This window comes from Rathayibacter sp. AY1C4 (assembly GCF_002932195.1).
Lineage (GTDB): Bacteria > Actinomycetota > Actinomycetes > Actinomycetales > Microbacteriaceae > Rathayibacter.
This window is the reverse complement of the sequence record NZ_PSWE01000016.1, coordinates 12,298-35,406: the sequence shown is the minus strand read 5'-3', so window position 1 is coordinate 35,406 and position 23,109 is coordinate 12,298. Positions and strand designations below refer to the sequence as shown.

The following is a 23,109-nucleotide window of genomic DNA, read 5'->3' as shown; positions in this document are numbered from 1 at the left end:
TCAGGATAGGGCGGCCGGGCGGTAGGGGACGTGCACCCCGACCGTGGTCGGCCCGCCGACCGGCGACTCCACGCTCAGGATCCCGCGCAGGCCCCGGACGCGCCCGCCGACCCCCTCGAGACCGTGACCGGCGACCGGCGACGCCCCGCCGACTCCGTCGTCCACCACCCAGGCGTCGAGCCATCGCTCCCCCGGAGTGCCGGAGTCGCGGGTGTCGAGGTGCACCCGCACCGATCGGGCACGGGAGTGCTTGGAGGCGTTGGCGAGCAGCTCGGCGACGACGAAGTAGACGCTGCGCTCGACCTCGGGCGGGACGTCCGCCACGGGGTGCTCGGTGAGGACCTCGACCGGCACCGGGCTGAGCTCGGCGAGCGAGTGCACCGCCGCCTCGAAGCCCCGGTCCTGCAGGATCGGCGGCGCCACTCCGCGGGAGAGGGCGCGCAGCTCGTCGAGCGCGGCGCGCACGTGCTCGCGAGCCTCGTCGACCAGGCGGGCGGCGGACTCCGGGTCGGCGGCGAGTCGGTTGCGGGCCGAGGCCAGGTCCATCTGCACCCGGATCAGGCGCTGCTGCGGGCCGTCGTGGATGTCGCGCTCGAGCCGGCGCAGCGCGCGGTCCTCGGCGGCGACGGCTGCGCCGCGGGAGGCGCTCAGCTCGGCGACCTCGCGCTGGAGCGCCTCCGACTCCCACGGGCCGAGCAGGAGACGGTCGACCAGCCAGTGCAGGAGGGAGAGACCGCGGGTGGCGAACGGCAGGGTCGAGACGAAGAGGACGGTCGTGGCGACCGTCGCCGCGGCGACCAGTCCCGCCGGAGGCTGCGGGGCGCCCAGCAGAGCTGCTCCGCTCTCGGCCAGCAGGCGGGCCGGACCGGGGGCCCCCGTGAGCGCGGCGGCCACCGTGCCCGGGCCCGCCCAGGTCCACAGCGCCAGGAGCAGTCCGGACAGCAGCGCGAGCACCGGAGCCACGACGAGCGTGTGCAGGAGAGCGAGCCAGTAGTGCCCGTCGATCACCGGACCGTAGAGGGCGAAGGTCGACGGAGTGACGGAGGAGGGCGGTCGCCGCCACTGCGGCCGGGGGACGGCGGGCCGTCCGGCCAGCACGTCGAGGCCGACGGCGGCCCGCGAGAAGAAGCGCGCCGTATAGAGGGCGGCAGGCAGGAACACCAGGCCGATCAGGACTCCGACGAGCCCGAGCGCGACGGCCAGCGCGACGCCGGCGCAGAAGGCGCCGAGGAGCGCGACCGGGATCGCGGCCACCAGCGCGACCACCTCCCGGGGCAGTCCGCGCCAGAGCCGGAGGTAGGCGCGCGAGGCCTCGCCGAGGGCCGTCGATGCTCCGCTCATCCGCGCCTCCTGTCCGCTCCCGCCGCCGCCGCGACCCGGTCGAGCGTACCGGCGGCACGGCTCCGGGCACCCGGGGGGAAGCCCCCGTGACGCCCCTCCGCGACCGAGGTGAGCCTGTCCTTCACCGGACTGAGCCGAGCCTGCGCTTCCTTGCGGCGCCGAGGGATCTGCGTACTGTTGACGATCAGTCACCCCCTCTCGAAAGGACCAGACGATGTCCACCACGTCCGTCACGTCGCTCACCTCGTCGAACCCGGATGTCGCATCCGGAGTCGCTCAGTTCCTCAGCCCCGTCGTCATCGAGATGACCGCGCTCGCCGTCAACGGCAAGCAGGCGCACTGGCACGTCCGCGGCGCCAACTTCATCGGCGTCCACGAGCTGCTCGACGCGATCGTCGGCCGCGCCATCGAGTGGGCCGACCTCGCCGCGGAGCGCGTCGTCGCCCTCGGCCTCCCGGTCGACGCCCGCATCCAGACCGTCGCCTCGGCGACGCGGTCCGAACCCCTCACCCCCGGCTTCCAGCGCTCCGAGAACGCGATCGTCGAGATCATCCGCCAGATGGACGTCGCCATCGCGACCGTCAACACGGCGATCGCCGAGCTCGCCGAGATCGACGCGAGCAGCCAGGACGTCGCGATCGAGATCGGCCGCGGCCTCGAGAAGGACCGCTGGTTCCTCTTCGCCCACGTCAGCGAGAGCTGAGCACCACGCCTCGACCGGCCTGCGGATCCTCGGATCCCGCGGGCCGTCGTCGTTCCCGGGCCCGTCCGCGCGATCCGGAGCAGCCGGTGTCGCGACGGGCGCGGGTCAGCCGCCGTGCGTGAAGCGGCCCGCCAGGAGGGTCGCGGCGACCGGCATGGATCGGAGGGCTCCTGCATCGGCGGCGAGCGGATCGCGGTCGACCACCACCAGATCGGCGGGATCGTCGGCCGCGGGCGTGAGCCGGCGCACCCGGGTCGAGGCGACGATCGCCTCCTCGACGCTCACCCGCTGCTCCGGATGCCAGGGCTCGTCGCCCGGCAGCGCCCGCGCGACCGCGGCCGAGATCGCGACCCACGGGTCGAGCGGAGCGACCGGAGCGTCCGAGCCGAGCACCACGCGGGCCCCGGAGTCGAGCAGCGAGCGCAGCGGGAACGCCCGGCCGGTGCGTCCCGGCCAGTACCGCTCCGCCACCTCGCGGTCGTCGAGCGCGTGCGCGGGCTGCACTCCGGCCTCCACGCCGAGCGCGGCGAACCGCGGAAGGTCGGTCTCCGCGAGCAGCTGAGCGTGCTCGATCCGGCCCCCGCCGACCCGGCCGAGCGCGTCCAGAGCCAGCGTCGCCGCGGCGTCTCCGATCGCGTGCACGGTGGAGCGGATGCCCCCGGCGGCCGCGCGGGCGAGCAGCTCGTCCAGCTCGGCGGGCTCCACGGTGAGGACGCCGTTGCCGTCGTGGTCGGCGTAGGGGTGGGCGCAATAGGCGGTCCTCGTGTTGAGGGAGCCGTCGATCAGGACCTTGAGCGGGCCCATCCGCAGCAGGCCGTCACCGCCGTCGAGTTCGTCGCCAGTGCGCAGTCCCTCCGCGAGGGCGCGGTCGAGGTGGTCGCGGTAGACGCCGGTGTCGACGCGGAGGGAGCGTGCTCCGCCAGCGACGCGACGGGGCCAGTCCCCCACATTCCAGCGCATCTCGAGGTCGACGACGCCGACCACCCCGCGAGCCGCAGCCCGCTGCGCCGCAGCGTCGGCGAGTGCGTCGAGCTCGTCGTCGCCGAGGGCGCCGAGTGCGGTGACGAGCTCGAAGCAGGCGTCCTCGCGCAGCAGCTCGGGCTCGGGAGCGACGGCGTAGCGCCGGTACGCGGCGGAGTTCAGCCAGGCGCAGTGCAGGTCGCCGCTGATCAGCACGACGGGCCGCTCCGGAGAGACCTCGTCCAGGAGCGCGGTCGTCGGCGGCTCCGGCCAGAGGCCGTCGCGGAAGCCGAAGCCGATCAGCGTGCCGGTACCGGGCTCCTCCGCCAGGCGACGTCGGACCGCGTCCGCCGTTCCGCGGGCCGAGTCGGCTGACGAGACGTCCAGGCGCGGGGCCGTCATCGCCCACTGGGAGAAGTGGACGTGCTCGTCCCAGAGGCCGGGGAGCACCCAGCGCCCGTCGAGGTCGCGCACCTCGTCGCCCGGGGCGGCGGCGGCGTCCGGTCCGACCGCTTCCACGCGGCCGTCGCGCAGGAGCACGGCACCGGGTCGGGACGAGCCGAGGAGGCGGGCGCCCCGGAGCAGGAGACCGCCGGTCATCGGGCGGCCTCGCGGAGCGCGGGGCGGACGGCTCGGCGGGTGCGCGACCGGGCCGACCGCTCTCCACCCGCGCTCACGACTGGCACACCGGGCACCAGTAGAGCTTGCGCGCGCCGATCTCCTCGAGCAGCACGTTCGTGCCGCAGACGCGGCAGGGCAGGCCCTCGCGCTTGTAGACGTAGTTGCGCTCGGCGCGGCTGCGGACGGCTTTCGAGCGCTCGGTCTTCGTCAGGCCGCGGCGCGTGATCATCATCCCGGTCCGGATGCCGTCCTCGAGCAGGTCCGCCCAGTCCCGCCACAGCTCCTGTGCGAGCTCCAGCGGCACCTGCTTGCCGGGAGTGTGCGGGTCGAGGCCGGCGCGGTAGAGCAGCTCCGCGCGGTAGATGTTGCCGATGCCACTGACCACGGACTGGTCCATCAGCACCAGCCCGACCGGCGTCGCCGTCCTGCGGAGCCGGTTCACGAAGCGGTCGCGCGCCTCGTCGGAGTCGTCGTCGGCCGGATCCGGACCGAGGCGGGCGAGGAGGGCCTCCACCTGGGCGGGATCCATCACCTCGCAGGCGGTGGGGCCGCGCAGGTCGGCGACCGTCTCCTCCGTCATGATGCGCACGCGCACCGCGCCCACGGGCGGCGGCGGGAACTCGTCGAGATCGGAGTCGGTCTCGTGCTCCGTCTCGGAGAGGCGCACGGCGCGGCGGCGCCGGGGAGCGCCGATGCTGCTGCCCGCCTTGCCGTCCGGGAACAGCGGCGAGACGTGCCCGAGGAAGTCCCACGCACCGTAGAGGCCGAGGTGGACGTGCAGCGTCAGGTCGCCCTCGAAGCGCAGCAGCAGGTGCTTGCCGACGGCCGTGGACTCGAGGACCTCGCGCCCGTCGAGGAGCGCGGCTCCTTCGGTGAAGCGACCCTGGGGGCTGCTGGTCGCGACGCGGTGCCCGACGACGTCGCGCTCGAACTGCAGGGCGATCCGGTGGACGGAGTGCCCCTCGGGCACTCAGCGCTCCTTCGCGGCGGAGTCGACGACCCGGCCGGCGATGTCGCCGGTGGCCTCGTACTCGGCGAGCTGCGCGATGCGGCGCACGTGCCGCTCCTCGAAGGTGAAGGGCTCGGCGACGAACGCGTCGATGAAGCCGGTGGCCTCCTCGACGGAGTGCTGGCGGGCCCCGATCGAGATGACGTTCGCGTCGTTGTGCTGGCGGGCCAGCACGGCGGTGCTCAGATTCCACACGAGCGCCGCGCGCACGCCCGCGACCTTGTTCGCCGCGATCTGCTCGCCGTTGCCCGAGCCGCCGAAGACGACGCCGAGAGCCTCGACCCCCGCCTCCTGATCGCGGACGACCGCGGCGGCGGCGTTGATGCAGAAGGACGGGTAGTCGTCCAGCGGGTCGTAGGACGTGGGGCCGTGGTCGATCACGTCATGACCGGCGGCGCCGAGGTGCTCGATCAGGTGACGGCTGAAGTCCAGCCCTGCGTGGTCCGTGGCGATGTGGATGCGCACGAGAGAACTCCTCCGGAAGAGCCGTCTGGGACCCGCGGTGCCCGGGCCGGGAGCCAGAGTACCGCGGGTCGGCTCAGTCGAACTGCGGGTCGCGGGTCCGCGAGCGCTTGAGCTCGAAGAAGCCGTCGAAGGAGGCGGCGGCGACGATGCCGTCCCAGAGGGTCAGCGCCTGCTCGCCCCTCGGGATCGGCGAGATGACGGGGCCGAAGAAGGCGACGTCGCCGATCGCGATGACCGGGGTGCCGACGTCCTGGCCGACCCGCTCGATCCCGTCGAAGTGGGAGGCGCGCATCGGCTCGTCGTGCTCGTCCGAGTCGGCGTGGGCGGCGAGCTCCGCGGGCAGGCCGAGCTCGGCGAGCGACTCGGCGATCACCGCGTCGACGTCGGTGCGCCCGCCCGGGTGGATCCGGGTGCCGAGCGCGTCGTAGAGCGGCTTGACGTGCTCGCGGCCCTCGCGCTCGGCGACGGCGGCGACCAGGCGCGTGTAGCGCAGCGCGCGCGGGAGGAAGGCGCGGTACGAGTCGTCCACGTCCTTGTCCTCGTTGAGGACGGCGAGGCTCATGATGTGCCACTGCACGTCGAGGTCGCGCGCGGGGGTCACCTCGTCCACGAATCGCGAGGTCATCCAGGCCCACGGGCAGGAGGGGTCGAACCAGAAGTCCACAGAGGTCATGGGGACACGCTACGCCGCTCGCCGGGGCCGCGTCCGCGCTCCCCGGCGGCTCCGCAGGATCGGCGCCACGGGGCTCCACGGCGGGTCCCGGCAGCTCTAGGGTGGATCGGCGGCGCCCGCACCCCGGCGCCCGCGGCAGCGCCCGAGACGAACGGATGGAGCACCCCCGTGCCAGGAGACAACCTCACCCGGAGCGAGGCGCAGGAGCGCGCCTCGCTGATCCAGGTCCACGACTACGACATCGCCCTCGACCTGACCCGGGGAGCCGAGACCTTCCTCAGCACCACCACGGTGCGCTTCTCCGCCACCGAGGGCGCCTCGAGCTTCATCGACGCCGTCACGGGCACGGTCCACTCCGTCACCCTCAACGGCGCGGAGCTCGACCCCGCCGACGTCGCCGACGGCGTCCGGATCCGCCTCGACTCCCTGGCTGCGGACAACGAGCTCACCGTCGTCGCCGACATGCTCTACACCAACACGGGCGAGGGCCTGCACCGCTTCGTCGACCCCGTCGACGGCGAGGTGTACCTGTACTCGCAGTTCGAGGTGCCCGACTCCCGCCGCGTCTTCGCGGTGTTCGAGCAGCCGGACCTCAAGGCCGAGTTCCGCTTCACCGTCACCGCACCCGCGCAGTGGCAGGTCGTGTCGAACCAGCCCACTCCCGAGCCGGTCCCGGCGGGCGAGGGGATCGCGACCTGGAGCTTCGAGCCCACCCCGCGCATCTCCTCCTACATCACGGCCCTCGTCGCCGGACCCTACGTAGTCGAGACCGACTCGCTCGTCTCCTCCGACGGCCGCACCATCCCGCTGGGGGTCTTCGCCCGGGCCTCGCTCGCGCCCTTCCTCGACGCCGACTACGTGTTCGAGAAGACGAAGCAGGGCTTCGCCTTCTACGAGGAGAAGTTCGGCGTCCCGTACCCGTTCGCGAAGTACGACCAGCTGTTCGTCCCCGAGTTCAACGCCGGCGCGATGGAGAACGCGGGAGCGGTGACCTTCACCGAGACCTACGTGTTCCGCTCCAAGGTGACGGACGCGATCAAGGAGCGCCGGGTCGTCACGATCCTCCACGAGCTCGCCCACATGTGGTTCGGCGACCTGGTCACGATGAAGTGGTGGAACGACCTCTGGCTCAACGAGTCGTTCGCCGAGTACGCCTCCACCCTCGCCACCGCGGAGGCGACGGAGTGGACCGAGGCGTGGACCACCTTCGCCGCGATGGAGAAGAGCTGGGCCTACCGCCAGGACCAGCTGCCCTCGACCCACCCGATCGTCGCGACCATCAACGACCTCGAGGACGTCCAGGTCAACTTCGACGGCATCACCTACGCCAAGGGCGCCTCGGTGCTCAAGCAGCTCGTCGCGTGGGTCGGCGAGAAGGAGTTCCTCGCCGGCGTCCACGAGTACTTCGTCAAGCACGCCTTCTCGAACACGGAGCTGCGCGACCTGCTGGTCGAGCTGGAGGCCACCAGCGGGCGCGACCTCACCGAGTGGTCGGCGCAGTGGCTCGAGACGGCCGGCGTGAACACGCTCCGCCCCGAGATCGCGGTCGACGAGAGCGGAGCGATCGCGTCCTTCGCGATCCTGCAGACCGCGGTCGAGGAGTACCCGACGATCCGCCCGCACCGCCTGGCGATCGGCCTGTACGACTTCGAGGGCGAGCGCCTCGTCCGCGTCGAGCGCCTCGAGCTGGACGTCGACGGGGAGCGCACCGAGGTGCCCGAGCTGATCGGCCGCACCCGTCCGGCGCTCGTGCTGCTCAACGACGACGACCTCGCCTACGCGAAGGTCCGCCTCGACGACGCCTCGCTCGCCGTGGCCGTCGAGCACCTCGCGAGCATCGACAGCCCACTGGCCCGCTCGCTGGTCTGGGGCTCGGTCTGGGACTCGACCCGCGACGCCGAGTCGGCGCCGCGCGACTTCGTCCGCCTCGTCCTGGGCAACGTCGCGACCGAGACCGAGTCCACGACCCTGCGGACGGTGCTCAACCAGCTCGTCGCCACCGCCACCCAGTACGTCGCTCCGGAGTACCGGGCCGAGGTCCTCGAGGAGGCGGGCGATCAGCTGTGGACGCTCGCGCAGGGCGCCGGGCCGGGCAGCGACGCGCAGTTCCAGTTCGTGAAGTTCTTCGCCGCGATCGCGTCCACCCCGGCGCACCTCGAGGCCGTGCAGGCGCTGCTCGACGGCTCCACCGCCCTCGGCGGCCTCGACATCGACACCGACCTCGGCTGGGAGCTGCTGATCGCTCTCGTCGCAGGCGGGCGTGCGGGCGCTGACGACATCGACGCGGCGCTCGCCTCGGACAACACGGCGACCGGCCAGCAGTCGGCCGCGCACGCCCGTGCCGCACTGCCGACCGCGGAGGCGAAGCGCGCGGCCTGGGACTCCGTCACGGCCGACGACTCGGCACCGAACACGATCGTCCGCTCGACGGGCCTGGGCTTCCAGCGCTCCGCCGACCCGCGCCTGCTCGACGCGATGGTCCCGGTCTACTTCGACGCCCTCAGCTCCCTCTGGGAGTCGAAGAGCTACAAGATCGCCGAGTACCTGGTCGTCGGCTTCTACCCGGCCGCCGCGCCATCGCAGGAGATCGTCGACTCCACCCGCGCCTGGCTCGACGCGAACCCGGAGGTCCCGGCGCTGCGCCGACTCGTGATCGAGAACCTGGCCGGCGTGGAGCGTGCGCTCCGGGCCCAGGAGCGCGACACCCGGGGCTGACAGTGAGCCGCCCGGTCCCCCGGCGCTCGGCGCTGCGGGACCGGGCGGCTGTCCCCTCTCCCGGCGCCTAGCGCTGCGGGACCGAGCGGCGCTCCGGCCCGTCGTAGGCGGACAGCGGCCGGATGAGCGCGTTCGAGCCCCGCTGCTCGATCACGTGGGCCGTCCAGCCCACCACCCGCGCGGCGACGAACAGCGGAGTGAAGATCCCGGTGTCGAAGCCCATCAGCCGGTAGGCGGGGCCGGACGGGTAGTCGAGGTTCGGCAGGATCCCCGTCCGCTCGGCCATCGCCGCGGCCAGGGCGTCGTACAGCTCCATCATCTCGCCGGCCCCCTCGTGCGCGGCGAGCCGCCGGAGAGCGGCGTCCATGGTCGGCACCCGCGAGTCGCCCGACTTGTAGACCCGGTGGCCGAACCCCATGACCTTCCGGCGCTGCCCGAGCGCCTCGGCGAGCCACTCGCGGGACCGCCGGTCCGCCTCCGGTCCGGTGCCGACCTCGTCGAGCACGTGCAGCACGGCCTCGTTCGCCCCGCCGTGGAGCGGTCCCTTGAGCGCTCCGACGGCGGCGGTCACGGCGGAGTGGACGTCCGACAGCGTCGACGTCACGACGCGGGCCGTGAAGGTCGAGGCGTTGAAGGAGTGCTCGGCGTAGAGCACCAGCGAGACGCGGAACGCGTCGACGACGACCGGCTCCGGCACCTCGCCGAAGGTCGTCCAGAGGAAGTTCTCGGAGTAGTCGAGGTCGTCGCGCGGATCGATCGGCTCGAGGCCGCGCAGGCGGCGCTGAGCGTAGGCGACGATCGCCGGCAGTGCCGCCCAGAGCCGCACGGAGCGCTCCAGCACGGCCTCGGGAGCGTCGGCGTCCGGATCCTCCTCGAGCGCGCCCAGGACGCTCACCGCCGTCCGCACCACGTCCATCGGGTGCGCCGACAGCGGCAGCAGGTCGATCACGGTGCGCACCTCGGGGGCCAGGGCGCGGTGGGCCCGCTCCACGGCGGCCAGCCCGGCCGTCTCCTCCGCAGTGGGGAGCTCGCCGTGCCAGAGCAGCCAGGCCACGTCCTCGAACGAGGTCCCCGCCGCGAGCTCCTGCACGGGGTAGCCGCGGTAGAGCAGCGAGTTCGACGCCGGGTCGACCTTCGAGACGGCCGTCGTGTCGACGACGACCCCCACGAGTCCCTTGCGGATGTCCTGATCGGTCGTGCTCATCCTTCGCTCCTTCGCGAGAGGCGGGCGGCGGCGCCGGGGAGCGCCGCCGGTTCATGCGGGTCGGCGCGCTCAGGCGCCGTAGTGGTCGGCGAGCGAGAAGTCGAAGACGCCCTCGTCGAAGCGGCTGTACGAGGCGTAGTCGAGGAGCTCGTAGAGCTCGGCGCGCGTCTGCATGCCCGGGACCTCCGAGCGGAGCGAGCCCTCCGCCTTGAGGGCGTCGAGTGCCCGCATCGCGGCGCCCATCGCGATCCGGAGCAGCGAGACCGGGTGGATCACGACGTTCACGCCGACGTCGGCGAGCTGCTGCGCGGTGAACAGCTCGCTCTTGCCGAACTCGGTCATGTTGGCGAGGATCGGCACGTCGATCGCGGCGCGCACGGCCTCGAACTCGGACAGGTCGCGCATCGCCTCGGGGAACACCGCGTCTGCTCCGGCGTCGACGAGGCGCTTGGTGCGGTCGATCGCGGCCGGCAGGCCGTCGAGGGCGCGGATGTCGGTGCGGGCCATGATCACCAGATCGGAGTCGCGGCGCGCGTCGACGGCCGCCGCGATCCTCCGCACCGAGGTCGCCTCGTCGACGACCGCCTTGCCGTCGAGGTGCCCGCAGCGCTTGGGGTTCACCTGGTCCTCGATGTGCAGCCCCGCGACTCCGGCGTCCTCGAGCATCTGGACCGTGCGCGCGACGTTCAGCGGCTCGCCGAAGCCGGTGTCCGCGTCGACGAGGACCGGCAGGTCGGTCAGGCGCGCGATCTGCTGCGAGCGGCCGGCCACCTCGCTGAGCGTGGTGAGCCCGATGTCCGGCAGCCCCAGCTCGGCCGAGAGCACGGCGCCCGAGACGTAGATCCCGTCGAAGCCCTTCGCCTCGATGAGGCGCGCGGAGAGCGGAGTGAACGCGCCGGGCAGCTGCAGCAGCTCGCCCGAGGCGAGGCGCTCGCGGAAGAGGCGGCGCTTCTCGGCGGGAGTCCGGGTGGAGTGGAGCATCGGGCGTCCTTCCCAGGGCGGTGTCCGGGTCCGAGCGGACCCGACTCGAATCTATACGCGCGCGGAGCTCGTGCACCCGTCTCGGAGGGAGGCGTCCCGTAGCCTGGAGCGGTCATGCTGCTTCTTCAGACCTCCACCCCGGACCCTGTCGCCGCCACCGTCTCCTTCTTCGAGTCCGAGCCCTTCTGGAAGGTGGTCGCGATCCTCGGGATCGTGCTGGGCGCGCTGCTGGTGCGCGTCATCGCCCACTTCGTGATCGGCCGCGTCGTCGACCAGATCGTGTCGGGAGTGAAGCGCCGCCAGCGCGTCGAGGACACCCAGTCGATCGCCGCGTCGCCGCTCGCGGCCGTGCGGGTGGTGCAGCGCACGCGCACGCTCGGGTCGATCCTCAACAACCTGAGCTCGATCCTGATCGTCGTCATCGCCCTGGTCATGATCGTGACGACGATCGACAAGGACCTCATCGGCTCCTTCGCCCTGCTGACGGCCGCCCTCGGCGCGGGCCTCGGCTTCGGCGCGCAGAACATCGTCAAGGACGTCCTCAACGGGCTGTTCATGGTCGCGGAGGACCAGCTCGGGGTCGGCGACGTCGTCGACACCGGGCAGGCGACGGGCGTGGTCGAGTCGGTCGGCGTCCGGGTGACGCAGATCCGCGACGTCAACGGCACCCTCTGGTTCGTCCGCAACGGCGAGATCGTCCGGGTCGGGAACATGTCGCAGGGCTGGTCGCGCGTCATCGTCGACCTGGCCGTGCCCTACGAGACGGACCTCGAGCAGGTGCAGTCCACGGTCCTCGCGACAGCGAACGAGCTGGCGGCGAGCAGTCGCTGGCGGGCCCGGATCATCGACAAGCCCGAGCTCTGGGGCCTGGAGTCCATCGCCGACGACGCCCTGGTCATCCGGGTCGTGGTCAAGACCCGCACCACCGCCAAGGACGACGTCGCCCGCGAGCTGCGCCTGCGCCTGAAGAAGTCGCTCGACGCGCTCGACGTGAAGCTCCCCTCGCTGGCCACCGTGGTCCTCGAGGGCTTCGAGGGGGCGACGAGCGTCGGAGGCGCCAAACCGCCGCGGACCACGCCCTCCCCCACGATCAGCACCGAGCACGGCAAGCCCGTGCGACTCCCCCGCGCGCTGCGGCGCGGGAGCGGGACGCCGCCCCAGGACGGCGGCGGCACCTCCGGCCCGACGGGAGCGCGCTCGTGAGCGGCCTGCAGATCGGCGGCACGCCTCCACTGCGCAGCTTCTGGGAGCACATCGGCGGCCGGCCGACGTTCGAGCGCCTGGTCCGCCGCTTCTACGAGGGCGTCCGCGAGGACGAGGTCCTCTGGCCGATGTACCCCGAGCACGACCTCGAGGGCGCGATCCAGCGGCTGACCGGCTTCCTCGAGCAGTACTGGGGCGGCCCGGGCACCTACAGCGAGGAGCGTGGCCACCCGCGCCTGCGGATGCGGCACCAGCCGTTCCGGATCAACCCCGAGGCCCGCGACCACTGGCTCCAGCACATGCGGACGGCCGTCGACGATCTCGAGCTCGCTCCGGCCGACGACGCCCTGCTCTGGGACTACCTGGAGCGCGCCGCCCACGCGATGGTGAACACCTTCGAGGAGTAGCCGCTCAGCCCGGGGTGCGGACCAGCACGTGTCCGCGCCGTGAGGTGAGGCGGCGCCAGGCGCCGCTCTCGAGCAGGGCGACCGGGTCGTCGGCGCCGAGGAACCCGAGCGCGAAGAGGGCGAACGCCGCTCCCGCCGGGACGTCCTCGAGGCCGTCGAGCGGGCGGCCCCAGACGCTCGACCGCACGCGGCCGACGATCTGCTCGCCCGTCTCGGAGCCGACGGCCGCCGCGATCTCGTCGATCCCCTCGCGCGCGACGCGCTCCAGGAAGCCCGGGTCCACGGGCTCGCGCCGGGTCCAGCCACCGCGGGGCGGGGAGACGCCCGCCCAGGGCCCCGCCGTCGCGTCGTCGCCGTCGGGCAGGACGACCGGCTTGCCGTCCGCTCCGCCCGGCTCCCACTGCAGGCGGGCGAGGCGGTCCGACAGCGCACGGATCGGCACGACCCGGTCGAAGCCGGCGGGCTCGTCGAGCGCGAAGACGCGCAGGCCCAGCACGGTCGCGGAGCGGTCGAGCAGACCGCGGGGCTGGAGGATCGGCGTGTAGGCGGCCAGCACGTGGTCGTCGGCGAGGAGCCGGACCGCACCGTCCTCGACCCGGGCCGAACGGCCGAGGAAGACGCGCAGATCCGACAGGCTGGGCGGATCCGCCAGGGAGAAGGACGAACTCATCGCGTCGATAAACTTACCCGAGGCCGCTCGCCCGACCGCCCGACACCCCGGAGGTACCGTGCCCGATCCCCTGTCCTCGTTCCTCACCGCGCTCGACCTGACGGACACCGGCGCCCGCACCAGCGAGGACATCTCGACGGGTCCCTCGCAGTGGATGCCCGAGGGGCGGGTCTTCGGCGGCCAGGTCCTCGCGCAGTCGCTCATCGCGGCCGGTCGCACCGTCGAGGGGCGCTCCGTGCACTCGATGCACGGGTACTTCCTCCGCCCCGGGGACGTCTCCCTGCCGATCACGTTCTCGGTCGACCGGATCCACGACGGCCGCTCCTTCTGCACGCGGCGGACGCAGGCCTACCAGAACGGACGCCCCATCCTCTCGATGATCGCCTCGTTCCAGACCGAGGACGAGGGCCTCGACCACCAGGCGCCGATGCCGGAGGGGATCCCCGACCCGGAGTCGCTGCCGAGCACCGCTGAGATCCTCGCGGGGGTCGACCACCCGGTCGGCAGCTTCTGGGCCACGCAGCGCCCCTTCGACGTGCGGCACGTCGAGCAGCCGGTGTACCTCCGGGCCGACCCCGAGCGGGTCGCGCACCAGAGCGTGTGGATGCGCTCGCTCGGACCGCTGCCGGACGATCCGATGCTGCACCGCGCCGCCCTCGCCTATGCGAGCGACTACACGATCCTCGAATCCACGCTCCGCCGGCACGGTGCGGCGTGGACGACGCCGGGCCTGCGGATAGCGAGCCTCGACCACGCGATGTGGTGGCACCGCCCCGCGCGCGTGGACCAGTGGCTCCTCTACGTGCAGGAGGCTCCGAGCGCGTCCGGCGGACGCGGGCTCTCGCTCGGGCGCATCTACACGCAGGAGGGCGTGCTCGTGGCGAGCGTCGCCCAGGAGGGCATGGTCCGCGTCCCCCTGGGCTGAGCTCAGCCCCGCTTCGAGAAGGTGATGGGCTCCTCGACATAGGGGCCCCACGCCTCGCGGAGCTCCTCCGGGATGCGCTGGGGCCTGCCCGTCGCGGCCGTGACCAGCACCAGAGTGGTGGCCGCCTTCGTGAAGAGCACCCGCGGGACGACGCCGGCGGGCGAGTAGAGCTCGTAGCAGACCTCGAGGCTCGCCCCGCCGATCCGCCCGATCCACAGCTCCACGTCGATCGGCGCGCGCATGTACGGGATCGGCGCGAGGTACTCGATCTCCTGCCGGGCGATGAGGCTGATCGACTCGGCGCCCGGCCGTGCGTCGAGCACCGCCGTCGCCATCCCGCCGGGCTGCGGCGAGTCCGGCTTCCAGAACGCCTGGATGCGCGCCTCCTCGAGCAGGCGCAGCATCTCGGCGTTGTTCACGTGCGCGTAGGCGTCGAAGTCCGACCAGCGCAGCGGGATGGCGACGTGCAGGCGCATCAGTCGCGGGTGAGCTTGCGGTACGCGGAGCGGTGCGGCTTCGCCGCGTCCGGGCCGAGGCGCTCGATCTTGTTCTCCTCGTACGCCTCGAAGTTGCCCTCGAACCAGTACCAGTTGGCCGGGTCCTCCTCGGTGCCCTCGTAGGCGAGGATGTGGGTCGCGATCCGGTCGAGGAACCACCGGTCGTGAGTGATGACCACGGCGCAGCCCGGGAACTCGAGGAGCGCGTTCTCGAGGCTGCCCAGGGTCTCGACGTCGAGGTCGTTGGTGGGCTCGTCGAGCAGGAGCAGGTTGCCGCCCTGCTTGAGCGTCAGCGCGAGGTTGAGGCGGTTCCGCTCGCCGCCGGAGAGGACGCCGGCCTTCTTCTGCTGGTCCGGGCCCTTGAAGCCGAACTGCGAGACGTAGGCGCGGGAGGGGATCTCGGTCTTCCCGACGGTGATGTAGTCGTGCCCGTCGGAGACGACCTCCCACAGGTTCTTCTGCGGGTCGATGCCGCCGCGGCTCTGGTCGACGTAGGAGATGTCGACCGTCTCGCCGATCTTCAGGTCGCCCGAGTCGAGCGGCTCGAAGCCGACGATCGTCTTGAAGAGCGTGGTCTTGCCGACGCCGTTCGGGCCGATGACGCCGACGATGCCGTTGCGGGGCAGCGTGAAGCTGAGGTCGTCGATGAGGACGCGCTCGCCGAACTGCTTGTGCAGCTTCTTCGCGTCGATGACCTGGGAGCCCAGACGGGGGCCCACCGGGATGACGATCTCCTCGAAGTCGAGCACGCGCGTCTTCTCGGCCTCGGCCGCCATCTCCTCGTAGCGCGCCAGGCGCGCCTTCGACTTGGCCTGACGGCCCTTGGCGTTGCTGCGCACCCAGTCGAGCTCGGTGGTGAGCCGCTTGGCGAGCTTGGCGTCCTTCTTGCCCTGGACCTCCAGGCGGGCGCTCTTCTTCTCGAGGTACGTCGAGTAGTTGCCCTCGTAGGGGTAGAGGTGTCCGCGATCGACCTCGGCGATCCACTCCGCGACGTTGTCGAGGAAGTACCGGTCGTGGGTGACGGCGAGCACGGCGCCGGGGTACTTCGAGAGGAACTGCTCGAGCCAGAGCACGCTCTCGGCGTCGAGGTGGTTGGTGGGCTCGTCGAGCAGCAGCAGGTCGGGCTTCTGCAGGAGGAGCTTGGTGAGCGCCACGCGGCGCTTCTCGCCACCCGAGAGGTTGGTGACGAGGGAGTCCCCCGGCGGGGTGCGCAGCGCGTCCATCGCCTGCTCCAGCTGCGAGTCCAGGTCCCAGGCGTCGGCGGCGTCGATCGCCTCCTGCAGGGTCCCCATCTCGGCGAGGAGACTGTCGAAGTCGGCGTCCGGGTCGGCCATCGCGAGGGAGATCTCGTTGAAGCGGTCGATCTTGCCCTTGATCTCGCCCACGCCCTCCTGGACGTTCTCGAGCACCGTCTTGGTCTCGTCGAGCTCGGGCTCCTGCATCAGGATGCCGACGGTGTAGCCCGGGCTGAGCCGCGCCTCGCCGTTGCTCGGCGTGTCCAGCCCCGCCATGATCTTCAGGATCGTCGACTTGCCGGCGCCGTTGGGCCCGACCACGCCGATCTTCGCTCCCGGCAGGAACGACATGGTGACGTCGTCCAGGATCAGCTTGTCGCCGACCGCCTTCCGCGCGCGCACCATCGAGTAGATGTATTCAGCCATGCCCAGTCCTCAAGTCCGTCGGTCTGCGCGGAGTCGGGTCGCCCGCCGGTCCCCTGCTCCGCGCGGAGGCGCTGACGGAGGCTCGGACCGGGGCGGGACGCCGGGCCCCGGCCGACGCGGAGCGCAGGCCGCGGGACCGTCCGCACCAGTCGAGGATAACGGGAACTCGCCGGTCCGCGTCGGAGGGAGCGCCTGAACGCGGACCGCCCTCCGCTCCGGCCGGGCCGGTGGGGAGGGCGGATCGCGTCAGCGGACGACGGTGCGGATCAGCTGCAGGGCGTCAGGCGCTCCACCGCCTCGGACAGCGTGTCCGTGCTGCCGAGCAGGATCACCTGCGTCGCCTTGGACGCGGTGATGTCGGCGAGGACCGCCCGGGGCACGCAGGTGGGCTGGACCGCGAAGAGCGGGCTCCTGGTGTAGCCCGCCGCCGTGGCTCCGGCCAGGGCGTCGGGGAACTTCTCACCGGTCGCGAGGTAGACGGTCGTCGCCGAGGTGAAGGCCGCCTTGTTCAGCTTCTCCGAGGTGTCGTACCGGTCGGTCCCGCCGATGCGGGTGATCACCGGGCCCGTGATCGAGCGCTCGATGCCGGCGCTGACCGAGAGCGTCGAGCCCGCGATCGTCAAGCTACTGACCTTGAGGCCGCTGATGATCTGCTGGGTGAGGGGGTCCACCGTGGAGCCGGTTCCGTTGGTCAGCACCACCGGAGCGCGATTCGCGCCGGCTGCGGCGCTGGCGCTCAGGGCGTCGGGGAACTTCTCGCCCGTGGCCAGCCAGGCCATCGAGGAGACGCCCCTGAAGGCGTCCTGGAGGATCAGCTTCGAGGTGTCGTAGCGGTCGACTCCGCCGATGCGTGTGGTCTTCCCCTTCGGCGCATACCCGGCCAGGTCGTTGTAGACCTGGCTGCCGACGCTGAGCTCGGAGCCGACGACGACGATCTTCGCGGGCTTGAGACGCGTCAGCTCGGTGCGGACGACCTGGCTCATCGAGTCGCGGTCGACCAGGAGCAGCGGCCCGCCCGCCTTGGCCGCGGCGGGTCCGGCGCTGAGCGCGTCCGGGAAGTTCTGCCCGGTGGCGACGTAGACGACGGGGACGTTCGCCGGGAAGGTGCGCTTGGACACCTCGACCGCAGTGCCCTGACGGTCGGTGCCCGAGATGCGCGAGACGACCGGCGAGCCGGCGGGCGGGGCCGTCGGCGTTGCGGTCGGCGTGGGCGTGACCGGAGGAGTGGTCGGGGTCGGCGTGACCGGCGGGGTGGTCGCGGTGGCCGTCGGGGACGGCGTGACCGGCGGGGTGGTGGCTCCGCTTCCCGTCACACGGACCGCGGCGTCCGACGTGATGGTCGCTCCGCGGGGCTGCTCCACCCTGCCGTTGCTGATGCCGGTGACCTGGAGCAGGCTGCTCACGCGGTCCTTGTAGGCGTCGTAGGCGCTGGACGGGATCGTCACGGTGACCTTGGACTGATCGTTGTCCGCGACCACCTGGGCGGGGATCCGCTCGGTCCTGCTGGGACCGACGTAGGCGGCGAGCCCCTGGAGGTCGTAGAAGCCGTCCCGGTTGGACTCGAGGACGACGGTGTCGCCGCCCTTGACGTCCAGAGCCGTGTCGACCTTCTCGTACGCGAAGTACGCGGCGCTCCGCTGGAGCGTCTGTGCGCTGCTGCTGAGGTCGACCCCGCCGACACCGCCGGCGCCGGAGGCTCCGGCGACGGAGAGGGTGGCCGACGTGGTCAGCTCGAAGCCGCTGTCGACCGGCTGGCCGATCGGACTCTGGTTCTCCTCCAGCGGTTGCTTCTGCGCCGTGATCTGGAGGGCGACAGTCCCACCGCCGAACGAGGAGAGAGGCTGCTTCAGGTCGATGCGGAAGGTGCGATCCCCGGCGTCGAGGTCCACCGCCCCTGTGAGGGCGTAGTCGCCGATCACCCAGTTGTACGTCGTGAACGCTGGGTACCTCCCCGTCGGCCGGGCGGAGTCGGACAGCGTGACGTTGAGCCCGGTGACGTCTCCCGCGACGGGAGCGGTCTGAGCGGCCGAGAACGTCTCGGTGGTCGACCAGTTGTAGGGGGTGACCTTCGTCAGCAGACGCTTCTCCGCTGCGGCAGCCGCTCCGGCTCCTGTCGTCACTCCGAGGACGACGGCTGCCGTGCTCGCGACCGCGATGGCGGTGCGCCTCCACCTCGCTCGCGTCGTCGTCTGCGGTCGGGATGTGGTCATGGCGAGTTCCCCCTCGTCGTGGTCCTCGTGCCGAGCACTCCCGTCGGCACGTCCGTCGCGGTGCCCGCGCTGGGGCCCACGTGTCGGTCCGGGCAGCCTAACCGTGCGGAGCGGCGTCCCGGGGAGGGGAGGGCGCCGCCGACCACCGGGATCGCCGACCTGTCCGCTCGCACGAGGCGGTGCTCACGCTCGGATCCGTACCGGTCGGAGTGGTCCTGCAGGAGCGTCGGGCGAACACCGGGCTCTCTCGGACTCGACGGGCGAGGGGCATTGTCGAGGATCCTTTCGTCCCTTCCGACCCCGACCGGGGCGCATGGCAGAGCGGACCCCGGTCGAGGCGAGCGCGTCAGCGCTGGATCGGTACGGTCCGGCCGACCAGGCAGGCGCCGGTCGCGATCGGAGCCGCGATCACCGCCCGCACCCCGCCGCTCTTCGGGCCGTACTGGCCGATGAGGCACGACTCCCCGAGCTTGACGGAGACCTGCACCGAGTCCGCGTCGAGTCCGACCGAGGTCTCGTCGGCCGTCAGCTGCATCGTTTCGCGGGAGAACCCCGCCGCGACGAGCGCGTCGACCACACTGGAGCCGCTCACCTCCGGATCGGGCTCGGCCGCCGCGCGAAGGGTCTGCTCGAACACGGGGAGGTTCTGCTCCGTCGTCCCGCCCGGCACGAAGGCGACGGGTGCGGTGGACTCCGCCGGTGCCGGCGCCTCGGCCGCGGAGGAGGACACTACGGGGTCCGGCGCCGACGGCGACGTGCAGCCGGAGAGGCAGACGGCGAGACCGCCGAGCACGAGCGCGATGCGGGCCGCTCGGTTCCGTGTCACGCCCGGCTCCTCCCGACCGGGACGGCTCTCGCTCCGGTCCCCCGGATCAGAACGGGGTCTCCCCGGATCCTACCGAGAGACCGGGAGGGCCTCCGCCGACGCCCGCCGCCACCGGCGGCTCTGGCGCGGCATCACCGCGGTCAAGGCCCGACGCGCCCCAGTCCCCCGCCGCGGCGCCCTCGCGCGGCGCCTCCTCGCTCCACGCGGGCTCGGCGGCAGGGGCGGGAGCAGAGGCGCGCCCGACGGTCTTCGTGAAGCTGCTGGTCCCCCAGGCGAGGTCGTGCCCGATGCCCTCTGCCGTGAGGACCACATCGGTACCGGCCTTGCCTCCCGCCTCCCAGGCCCTCACCCCGAGCCGCCCGGTGACCAGGATCCGGTCGCCGCGCGACAGGGAGGACAGCGCGTTGCCGGCCAGGCCGTTGAACGCGGTGACGGTGTACCAGTTGGTCGAGACGTCGACCCAGCGCTGCTCCGAGCGGTCGTAGCGCCGCTGCGTCGAGGCGAGCCGGAAGCTGGTCATCGCGGTGCCGCTGGAGGTGTCGATGCTCCGGGGCTCGGTGCCGATGGTCCCGATGACGGTCAGCGTGTCGGTCATGGTCGTGTCCTCTCTACTCCTGCCCCGCCACGGCTGCGACGGGCACGGCGCCCGGGCGGAGGGGGCTGGTACCGCTCGGGCGCCGCAGTGCCAGTGTCGCGACGAAGGGCCCGCCTCCGAGGTGGAGGCGGGCCCTTCTGGGGAGAGGACGAGCGGATCGTCCCCTGTGGAGGAGCGTTACGACGCGGTGATGTACCTCGAGTAGGACTTGCGGATCTTGTTCACCTTGGGCAGTGCGACCGCCATGCAGTAGCCCTGGCCCGGGTTCTTCGCGAAGAAGTCCTGGTGGTAGTCCTCGGCGGGGTAGTAGACGCCCAGCGGCGAGATCTCGGTGACGATCGGGCCGTCCCACCACTCGGACGCACGGTCGCGCGCGGTCTCGAACAGCTCCTTCTCCTCGTCGGAGGAGTAGAACATCGCCGAGCGGTACTGCGTGCCGACGTCGTTGCCCTGGCGGTTCAGCTGTCGCGGATCGTGAAGGGTGAAGAAGACGTCGAGGACGACCTGCTCGGGGATGACCTCGGGGTCGAAGGTGACGGCGACGGCCTCGGCGTGGCCGGTGCGCCCGGAGCAGACGTCCTCGTAGTCGGGCTCGGTCGTGCGGCCGCCGGTGTAGCCGGAGACGACGTCGGTCACGCCGTCGAGGACGCGGTAGACGGCGTCCAGACACCAGAAGCATCCTCCGGCGAGTACGAATGTGCGCATTGCGTGTGACTCACTTCCTGTCGCGTCGACGCGTCCGGGGTGCCGGAGGCGTCAGTCGGTCCAACACGCTCACCACCTCCTGCATTCCGCGGATCCGCCCCCTGCAATAGAGTCGCGCCGTGAGCTACGACGCCGCCCCCGCCCGCTACGACCGCATGGACTACCGACGCACAGGACGGAGCGGCCTGCTGCTGCCCGCCCTGTCGCTGGGCCTCTGGCACAACTTCGGATCCGACCGCTCCCTCGACACGCAGCGCGCGATCCTCCGCCGCGCGTTCGACCTGGGCGTCACCCACTTCGACCTCGCGAACAACTACGGACCGCCCTACGGCGCCGCCGAGACGGCCTTCGGCCGCATCCTCGCGGAGGACCTCCGCCCGTACCGAGACGAGATCGTCATCTCGTCCAAGGCCGGATACGACATGTGGCCCGGCCCGTACGGGGACGGCGGCTCGCGCAAGTACCTGCTCTCCTCGCTCGACCAGAGCCTGCAGCGGATCGGCGTCGACTACGTGGACGTCTTCTACTCGCACCGTCCGGACCCGGAGACTCCGATCGAGGAGACCATGGGCGCTCTCGTCTCGGCGGTGGAGTCGGGCAAGGCGCTCTACGCCGGCATCTCGAACTACTCGCCCGAGCAGACCCGGGCCGCGCAGGCGGCACTGGCGGGCAGCGGAGTCCCGCTCCTCCTGCACCAGCCCCGCTACTCGCTCTTCGACCGCGGACCCGAGGACGGCCTCTTCCCCGTGCTCGACGAGCTCGGCACCGGCTGCATCGTCTTCTCGCCGCTGGCGCAGGGGCTCCTGACGGACCGCTACCTCGACGGCACCGTGCCGGAGGGGTCCCGTGCGGCGACGTCGCGCTTCCTCTCCTCCGACCGGATCGACGAGGCGTACCTGACGCGCGCCCGCGGCCTGAACGCGATCGCGCAGCAGCGCGGCCAGTCGCTGGCCCAGCTCGCCCTGAGCTGGGTGCTCCGGGTGCCCACCGTCACGAGCGCCATCATCGGCGCGTCGAGCGTCGCGCAGCTCGAGCAGAACGTCGCCGCGCTGGACGCCGGCCCCCTCTCGCAGGAGGAGATCGACGCGATCGAGGAGTTCGCGGTGCACGGCACGACCCTGCGCTGACGCCCCGGCGGGGATGTCGGTGGTCGGCCGTAGTCTGCGACAGCACTCGGCCGGTGGGTGCTCCGAGACTCGAGCAGGAGGAACCGATGTCCCTGTCCACGCTGCACGCCACCCGCACCCCGCCGACGCTCACCCGGGTCAACGCCCGGCTGTGGCGCGTGAGCACCGGCTCGGGCGCCGTGGTCGGTCACATCGAGCTGGTCGAGGATCCGCTCGGCGAGCGGTACCGCGCCCGGCTGCTGCGGGCGGGCATGCCCGCCGGCGCCGAGCTCGGCGAGTTCTGGAGCGTCGACGACGCGATCGAGGTCTTCCGCGTCGCCTGACGCGCCGATCCGCCCGGTCGGCGGCGTGCCGACCGGGCCGCGGCGACCGCCCCGGATAGCGTTCGCCCCATGCAGTGGTGGAACGAGTTCATGTCCTGGATCCGCACGAGCGACGGACACCAGGCGGTCTTCACGGCCGCTGTGGTCCTGCTGGCCGTGGTGGTCGGAGCGATCGTGATCGCCTCTGTCTTCCGAGCGTCCATCGCGCGCCTCATCCGTCAGCAGGATCACGAGCGGAAGAACGCGGTCATCGCGACGCTCGTCGACGCCGCGGTCGACGCCTCGGCCTGGAACGTCCTCAGCAGCCCGGAGCGCGTCCTCAGCGACCGCGCGTCCGCGCAGGCCGAGACGCACCTGCGCCTCCTGCCCGTCAAGGGCTCCGGCGTCGCGGCCAACTGGGCCGCTCACGAGCTCGCCGAGCTGAAGCACACGTCGAGCACCGGCGGCTACCAGACGCAGGCGAGCGTGGGCGAGTTCCGCGACCGCCTCGTGCAGTGGCGGGACAAGCCCGGGCGCGCCCGGAAGGCCTTCCTCGCCGACCTCGAGCGCTGGCGCTTCTCGGAGACGGGTCGAGACCGCTCCGCCGAGTCCGCTCCGTCGTCCGATCGGGCCGCGAGCACCGCCGACGCCGCTCCCCAGCGCACCGCTCCCCCGGCCGCCGCACCGACCGCCGTCGCACCGGTCGTCGTCGGCGCGGGCTCCGCCTCCGGCTCTGCAGCCCCGCAGACGCCCACGATCGTCCTCCCCGCGTCGGCCGGGGACGCCTCGCAGGAGGAGACCCGCCGCCTGCTCGCCGACGTCGACCGCCTGGAGGTGCCGTCGCGCGAGCGTCCCGTGGAGGAGCTGCCGCCCGTCGACCCGCAGCGCTCGGCTCCTGCCGCCGAGCCGCAGCCGGACGCGGAGCACGACGCGACGCCGTCGGCTCCGGCCGACGGAGACCGCGACGACGTGCCGGCCGACGACGAGGCGGTCGTCCGGGCGGACGAGGCCCGGTTCGAGCGGTCCGCCTCGGACGACGACCGAGGCCAGGAGCGCAGCTCGGTCTGAGTGCTCCCGACCACGAGAAGAAGGCCCCGATCGCGAGTGCGATCGGGGCCTTCTCCGTGGTGCGGGCGGTGCGTGTACTGACTAGCTGTGTGCATCACGTGCACGGGCGACTCGGCCGACCAGTACGGCGAGGGGCGCCGCGACGATCGTCCACGCGACGGCGATTCCACCGAGGATGGCGAGGAGCAGCATGGTCGTACCTCCGTTCGTTACGTCGTTGTAATTCCGGACACCCCAAGAC

General features: G+C 72.2%; 22 protein-coding genes. 8 read left to right on the top strand and 14 right to left on the bottom strand.

Annotated features, from left to right (window positions below):
* Positions 1-1,341: a histidine kinase gene (locus C5C99_RS09760; RefSeq protein ID WP_219813622.1), complete on the bottom strand. Its 1,341-nt coding sequence runs from the start codon at positions 1,339-1,341 to the stop codon at positions 1-3.
* Positions 1,342-1,555: 214 nt separating this feature from the next.
* Between C5C99_RS09760 and C5C99_RS09755 the strand changes: the two genes are divergently transcribed.
* Positions 1,556-2,044 (top strand): Dps family protein, encoded by a 489-nt coding sequence (locus C5C99_RS09755; RefSeq protein ID WP_104223697.1) that lies wholly within the window; start codon positions 1,556-1,558, stop codon positions 2,042-2,044.
* 105 nt (positions 2,045-2,149) lie between these two features.
* On the opposite strand, the gene C5C99_RS09750 is transcribed toward C5C99_RS09755, so the two are convergent.
* The 4 genes from C5C99_RS09750 to C5C99_RS09735 all read right to left on the bottom strand — a co-directional run bounded on the left by C5C99_RS09750 (position 2,150) and on the right by C5C99_RS09735 (position 5,772).
* Positions 2,150-3,604 carry an amidohydrolase gene (locus C5C99_RS09750; RefSeq protein ID WP_104340019.1) on the bottom strand — a complete coding sequence of 485 codons (1,455 nt, stop codon included), beginning with the start codon at positions 3,602-3,604 and terminating at the stop codon, positions 2,150-2,152.
* Between the two features lie 73 nt (positions 3,605-3,677).
* Positions 3,678-4,595, bottom strand: a complete 918-nt coding sequence (locus C5C99_RS09745) for an Fpg/Nei family DNA glycosylase (RefSeq protein ID WP_104262810.1) — start codon at positions 4,593-4,595, stop codon at positions 3,678-3,680.
* A complete protein-coding gene (locus C5C99_RS09740; RefSeq protein ID WP_104223700.1) occupies positions 4,596-5,099 on the bottom strand; it encodes a ribose-5-phosphate isomerase in 504 nt (167 codons plus the stop codon).
* 73 nt (positions 5,100-5,172) lie between these two features.
* The gene (locus C5C99_RS09735) at positions 5,173-5,772 is read right to left on the bottom strand and encodes a DsbA family protein (RefSeq protein ID WP_104232533.1); all 600 of its coding nucleotides are present in this window, start codon (positions 5,770-5,772) and stop codon (positions 5,173-5,175) included.
* Positions 5,773-5,940: 168 nt separating this feature from the next.
* On the opposite strand from C5C99_RS09735, the gene pepN reads away from it, so the two are divergent.
* Complete coding sequence (gene pepN / locus C5C99_RS09730; RefSeq protein WP_104340018.1) at positions 5,941-8,487, top strand: aminopeptidase N; 2,547 nt, start codon at positions 5,941-5,943, stop codon at positions 8,485-8,487.
* Positions 8,488-8,554: 67 nt separating this feature from the next.
* On the opposite strand, the gene C5C99_RS09725 is transcribed toward pepN, so the two are convergent.
* Together C5C99_RS09725 and prpB are read right to left on the bottom strand one after the other, a co-directional pair.
* Positions 8,555-9,691 (bottom strand): bifunctional 2-methylcitrate synthase/citrate synthase, encoded by a 1,137-nt coding sequence (locus C5C99_RS09725; RefSeq protein ID WP_104340017.1) that lies wholly within the window; start codon positions 9,689-9,691, stop codon positions 8,555-8,557.
* Positions 9,692-9,760: 69 nt separating this feature from the next.
* A complete protein-coding gene (prpB, locus tag C5C99_RS09720) occupies positions 9,761-10,672 on the bottom strand; it encodes a methylisocitrate lyase (protein ID WP_104340016.1) in 912 nt (303 codons plus the stop codon).
* A 114-nt stretch (positions 10,673-10,786) separates the two neighbouring features.
* Between prpB and C5C99_RS09715 the strand changes: the two genes are divergently transcribed.
* Both C5C99_RS09715 and C5C99_RS09710 read left to right on the top strand, forming a co-directional pair.
* Positions 10,787-11,875, top strand: a complete 1,089-nt coding sequence (locus tag C5C99_RS09715) for a mechanosensitive ion channel family protein (protein WP_104223705.1) — start codon at positions 10,787-10,789, stop codon at positions 11,873-11,875.
* Entirely contained in the window at positions 11,872-12,282 is a 411-nt protein-coding gene (locus C5C99_RS09710) for a globin (protein ID WP_279630823.1), read from the top strand. The genes C5C99_RS09715 and C5C99_RS09710 overlap by 4 nt, the downstream gene beginning before the upstream one ends.
* A 4-nt stretch (positions 12,283-12,286) precedes the next feature.
* Here the strand turns inward: C5C99_RS09710 and C5C99_RS09705 are convergent, their stop codons facing one another.
* Positions 12,287-12,952, bottom strand: coding sequence for a hypothetical protein (locus C5C99_RS09705; protein WP_104247302.1), 666 nt, complete (start codon positions 12,950-12,952; stop codon positions 12,287-12,289).
* Positions 12,953-13,010: 58 nt separating this feature from the next.
* On the opposite strand from C5C99_RS09705, the gene C5C99_RS09700 reads away from it, so the two are divergent.
* Positions 13,011-13,877: an acyl-CoA thioesterase II gene (locus C5C99_RS09700; RefSeq protein ID WP_244230637.1), complete on the top strand. Its 867-nt coding sequence runs from the start codon at positions 13,011-13,013 to the stop codon at positions 13,875-13,877.
* A gap of 2 nt (positions 13,878-13,879) precedes the next feature.
* Here the strand turns inward: C5C99_RS09700 and C5C99_RS09695 are convergent, their stop codons facing one another.
* The 6 genes from C5C99_RS09695 to msrA form a co-directional block, all read right to left on the bottom strand.
* Positions 13,880-14,353, bottom strand: coding sequence for a thioesterase family protein (locus C5C99_RS09695; protein WP_104223707.1), 474 nt, complete (start codon positions 14,351-14,353; stop codon positions 13,880-13,882).
* Positions 14,353-16,035 (bottom strand): energy-dependent translational throttle protein EttA, encoded by a 1,683-nt coding sequence (ettA, locus tag C5C99_RS09690; protein WP_104223708.1) that lies wholly within the window; start codon positions 16,033-16,035, stop codon positions 14,353-14,355. The genes C5C99_RS09695 and ettA overlap by 1 nt, the downstream gene beginning before the upstream one ends.
* Positions 16,036-16,301: 266 nt before the next feature.
* Positions 16,302-18,245, bottom strand: a complete 1,944-nt coding sequence (locus C5C99_RS09685) for a cell wall-binding repeat-containing protein (protein ID WP_104340015.1) — start codon at positions 18,243-18,245, stop codon at positions 16,302-16,304.
* Positions 18,246-18,591: 346 nt separating this feature from the next.
* Positions 18,592-19,071 carry a DUF6993 domain-containing protein gene (locus tag C5C99_RS09680; RefSeq protein ID WP_104340014.1) on the bottom strand — a complete coding sequence of 160 codons (480 nt, stop codon included), beginning with the start codon at positions 19,069-19,071 and terminating at the stop codon, positions 18,592-18,594.
* Between the two features lie 46 nt (positions 19,072-19,117).
* Positions 19,118-19,666, bottom strand: coding sequence for a single-stranded DNA-binding protein (locus C5C99_RS09675; protein WP_104297372.1), 549 nt, complete (start codon positions 19,664-19,666; stop codon positions 19,118-19,120).
* A gap of 177 nt (positions 19,667-19,843) precedes the next feature.
* On the bottom strand, positions 19,844-20,371 hold the full coding sequence (msrA, locus tag C5C99_RS09670) for a peptide-methionine (S)-S-oxide reductase MsrA (protein WP_104223713.1): 528 nt from the start codon (positions 20,369-20,371) through the stop codon (positions 19,844-19,846).
* 119 nt (positions 20,372-20,490) lie between these two features.
* On the opposite strand from msrA, the gene C5C99_RS09665 reads away from it, so the two are divergent.
* The 3 genes from C5C99_RS09665 (at position 20,491) to C5C99_RS09655 (ending at position 22,868) form a co-directional block, all read left to right on the top strand.
* Positions 20,491-21,498, top strand: coding sequence for an aldo/keto reductase (locus C5C99_RS09665; RefSeq protein WP_104223714.1), 1,008 nt, complete (start codon positions 20,491-20,493; stop codon positions 21,496-21,498).
* A gap of 86 nt (positions 21,499-21,584) precedes the next feature.
* Positions 21,585-21,821, top strand: coding sequence for a hypothetical protein (locus tag C5C99_RS09660; RefSeq protein ID WP_104223715.1), 237 nt, complete (start codon positions 21,585-21,587; stop codon positions 21,819-21,821).
* Positions 21,822-21,890: 69 nt separating this feature from the next.
* Positions 21,891-22,868: a hypothetical protein gene (locus tag C5C99_RS09655; protein ID WP_104340013.1), complete on the top strand. Its 978-nt coding sequence runs from the start codon at positions 21,891-21,893 to the stop codon at positions 22,866-22,868.
* Positions 22,869-23,109: the final 241 nt, after the last annotated feature.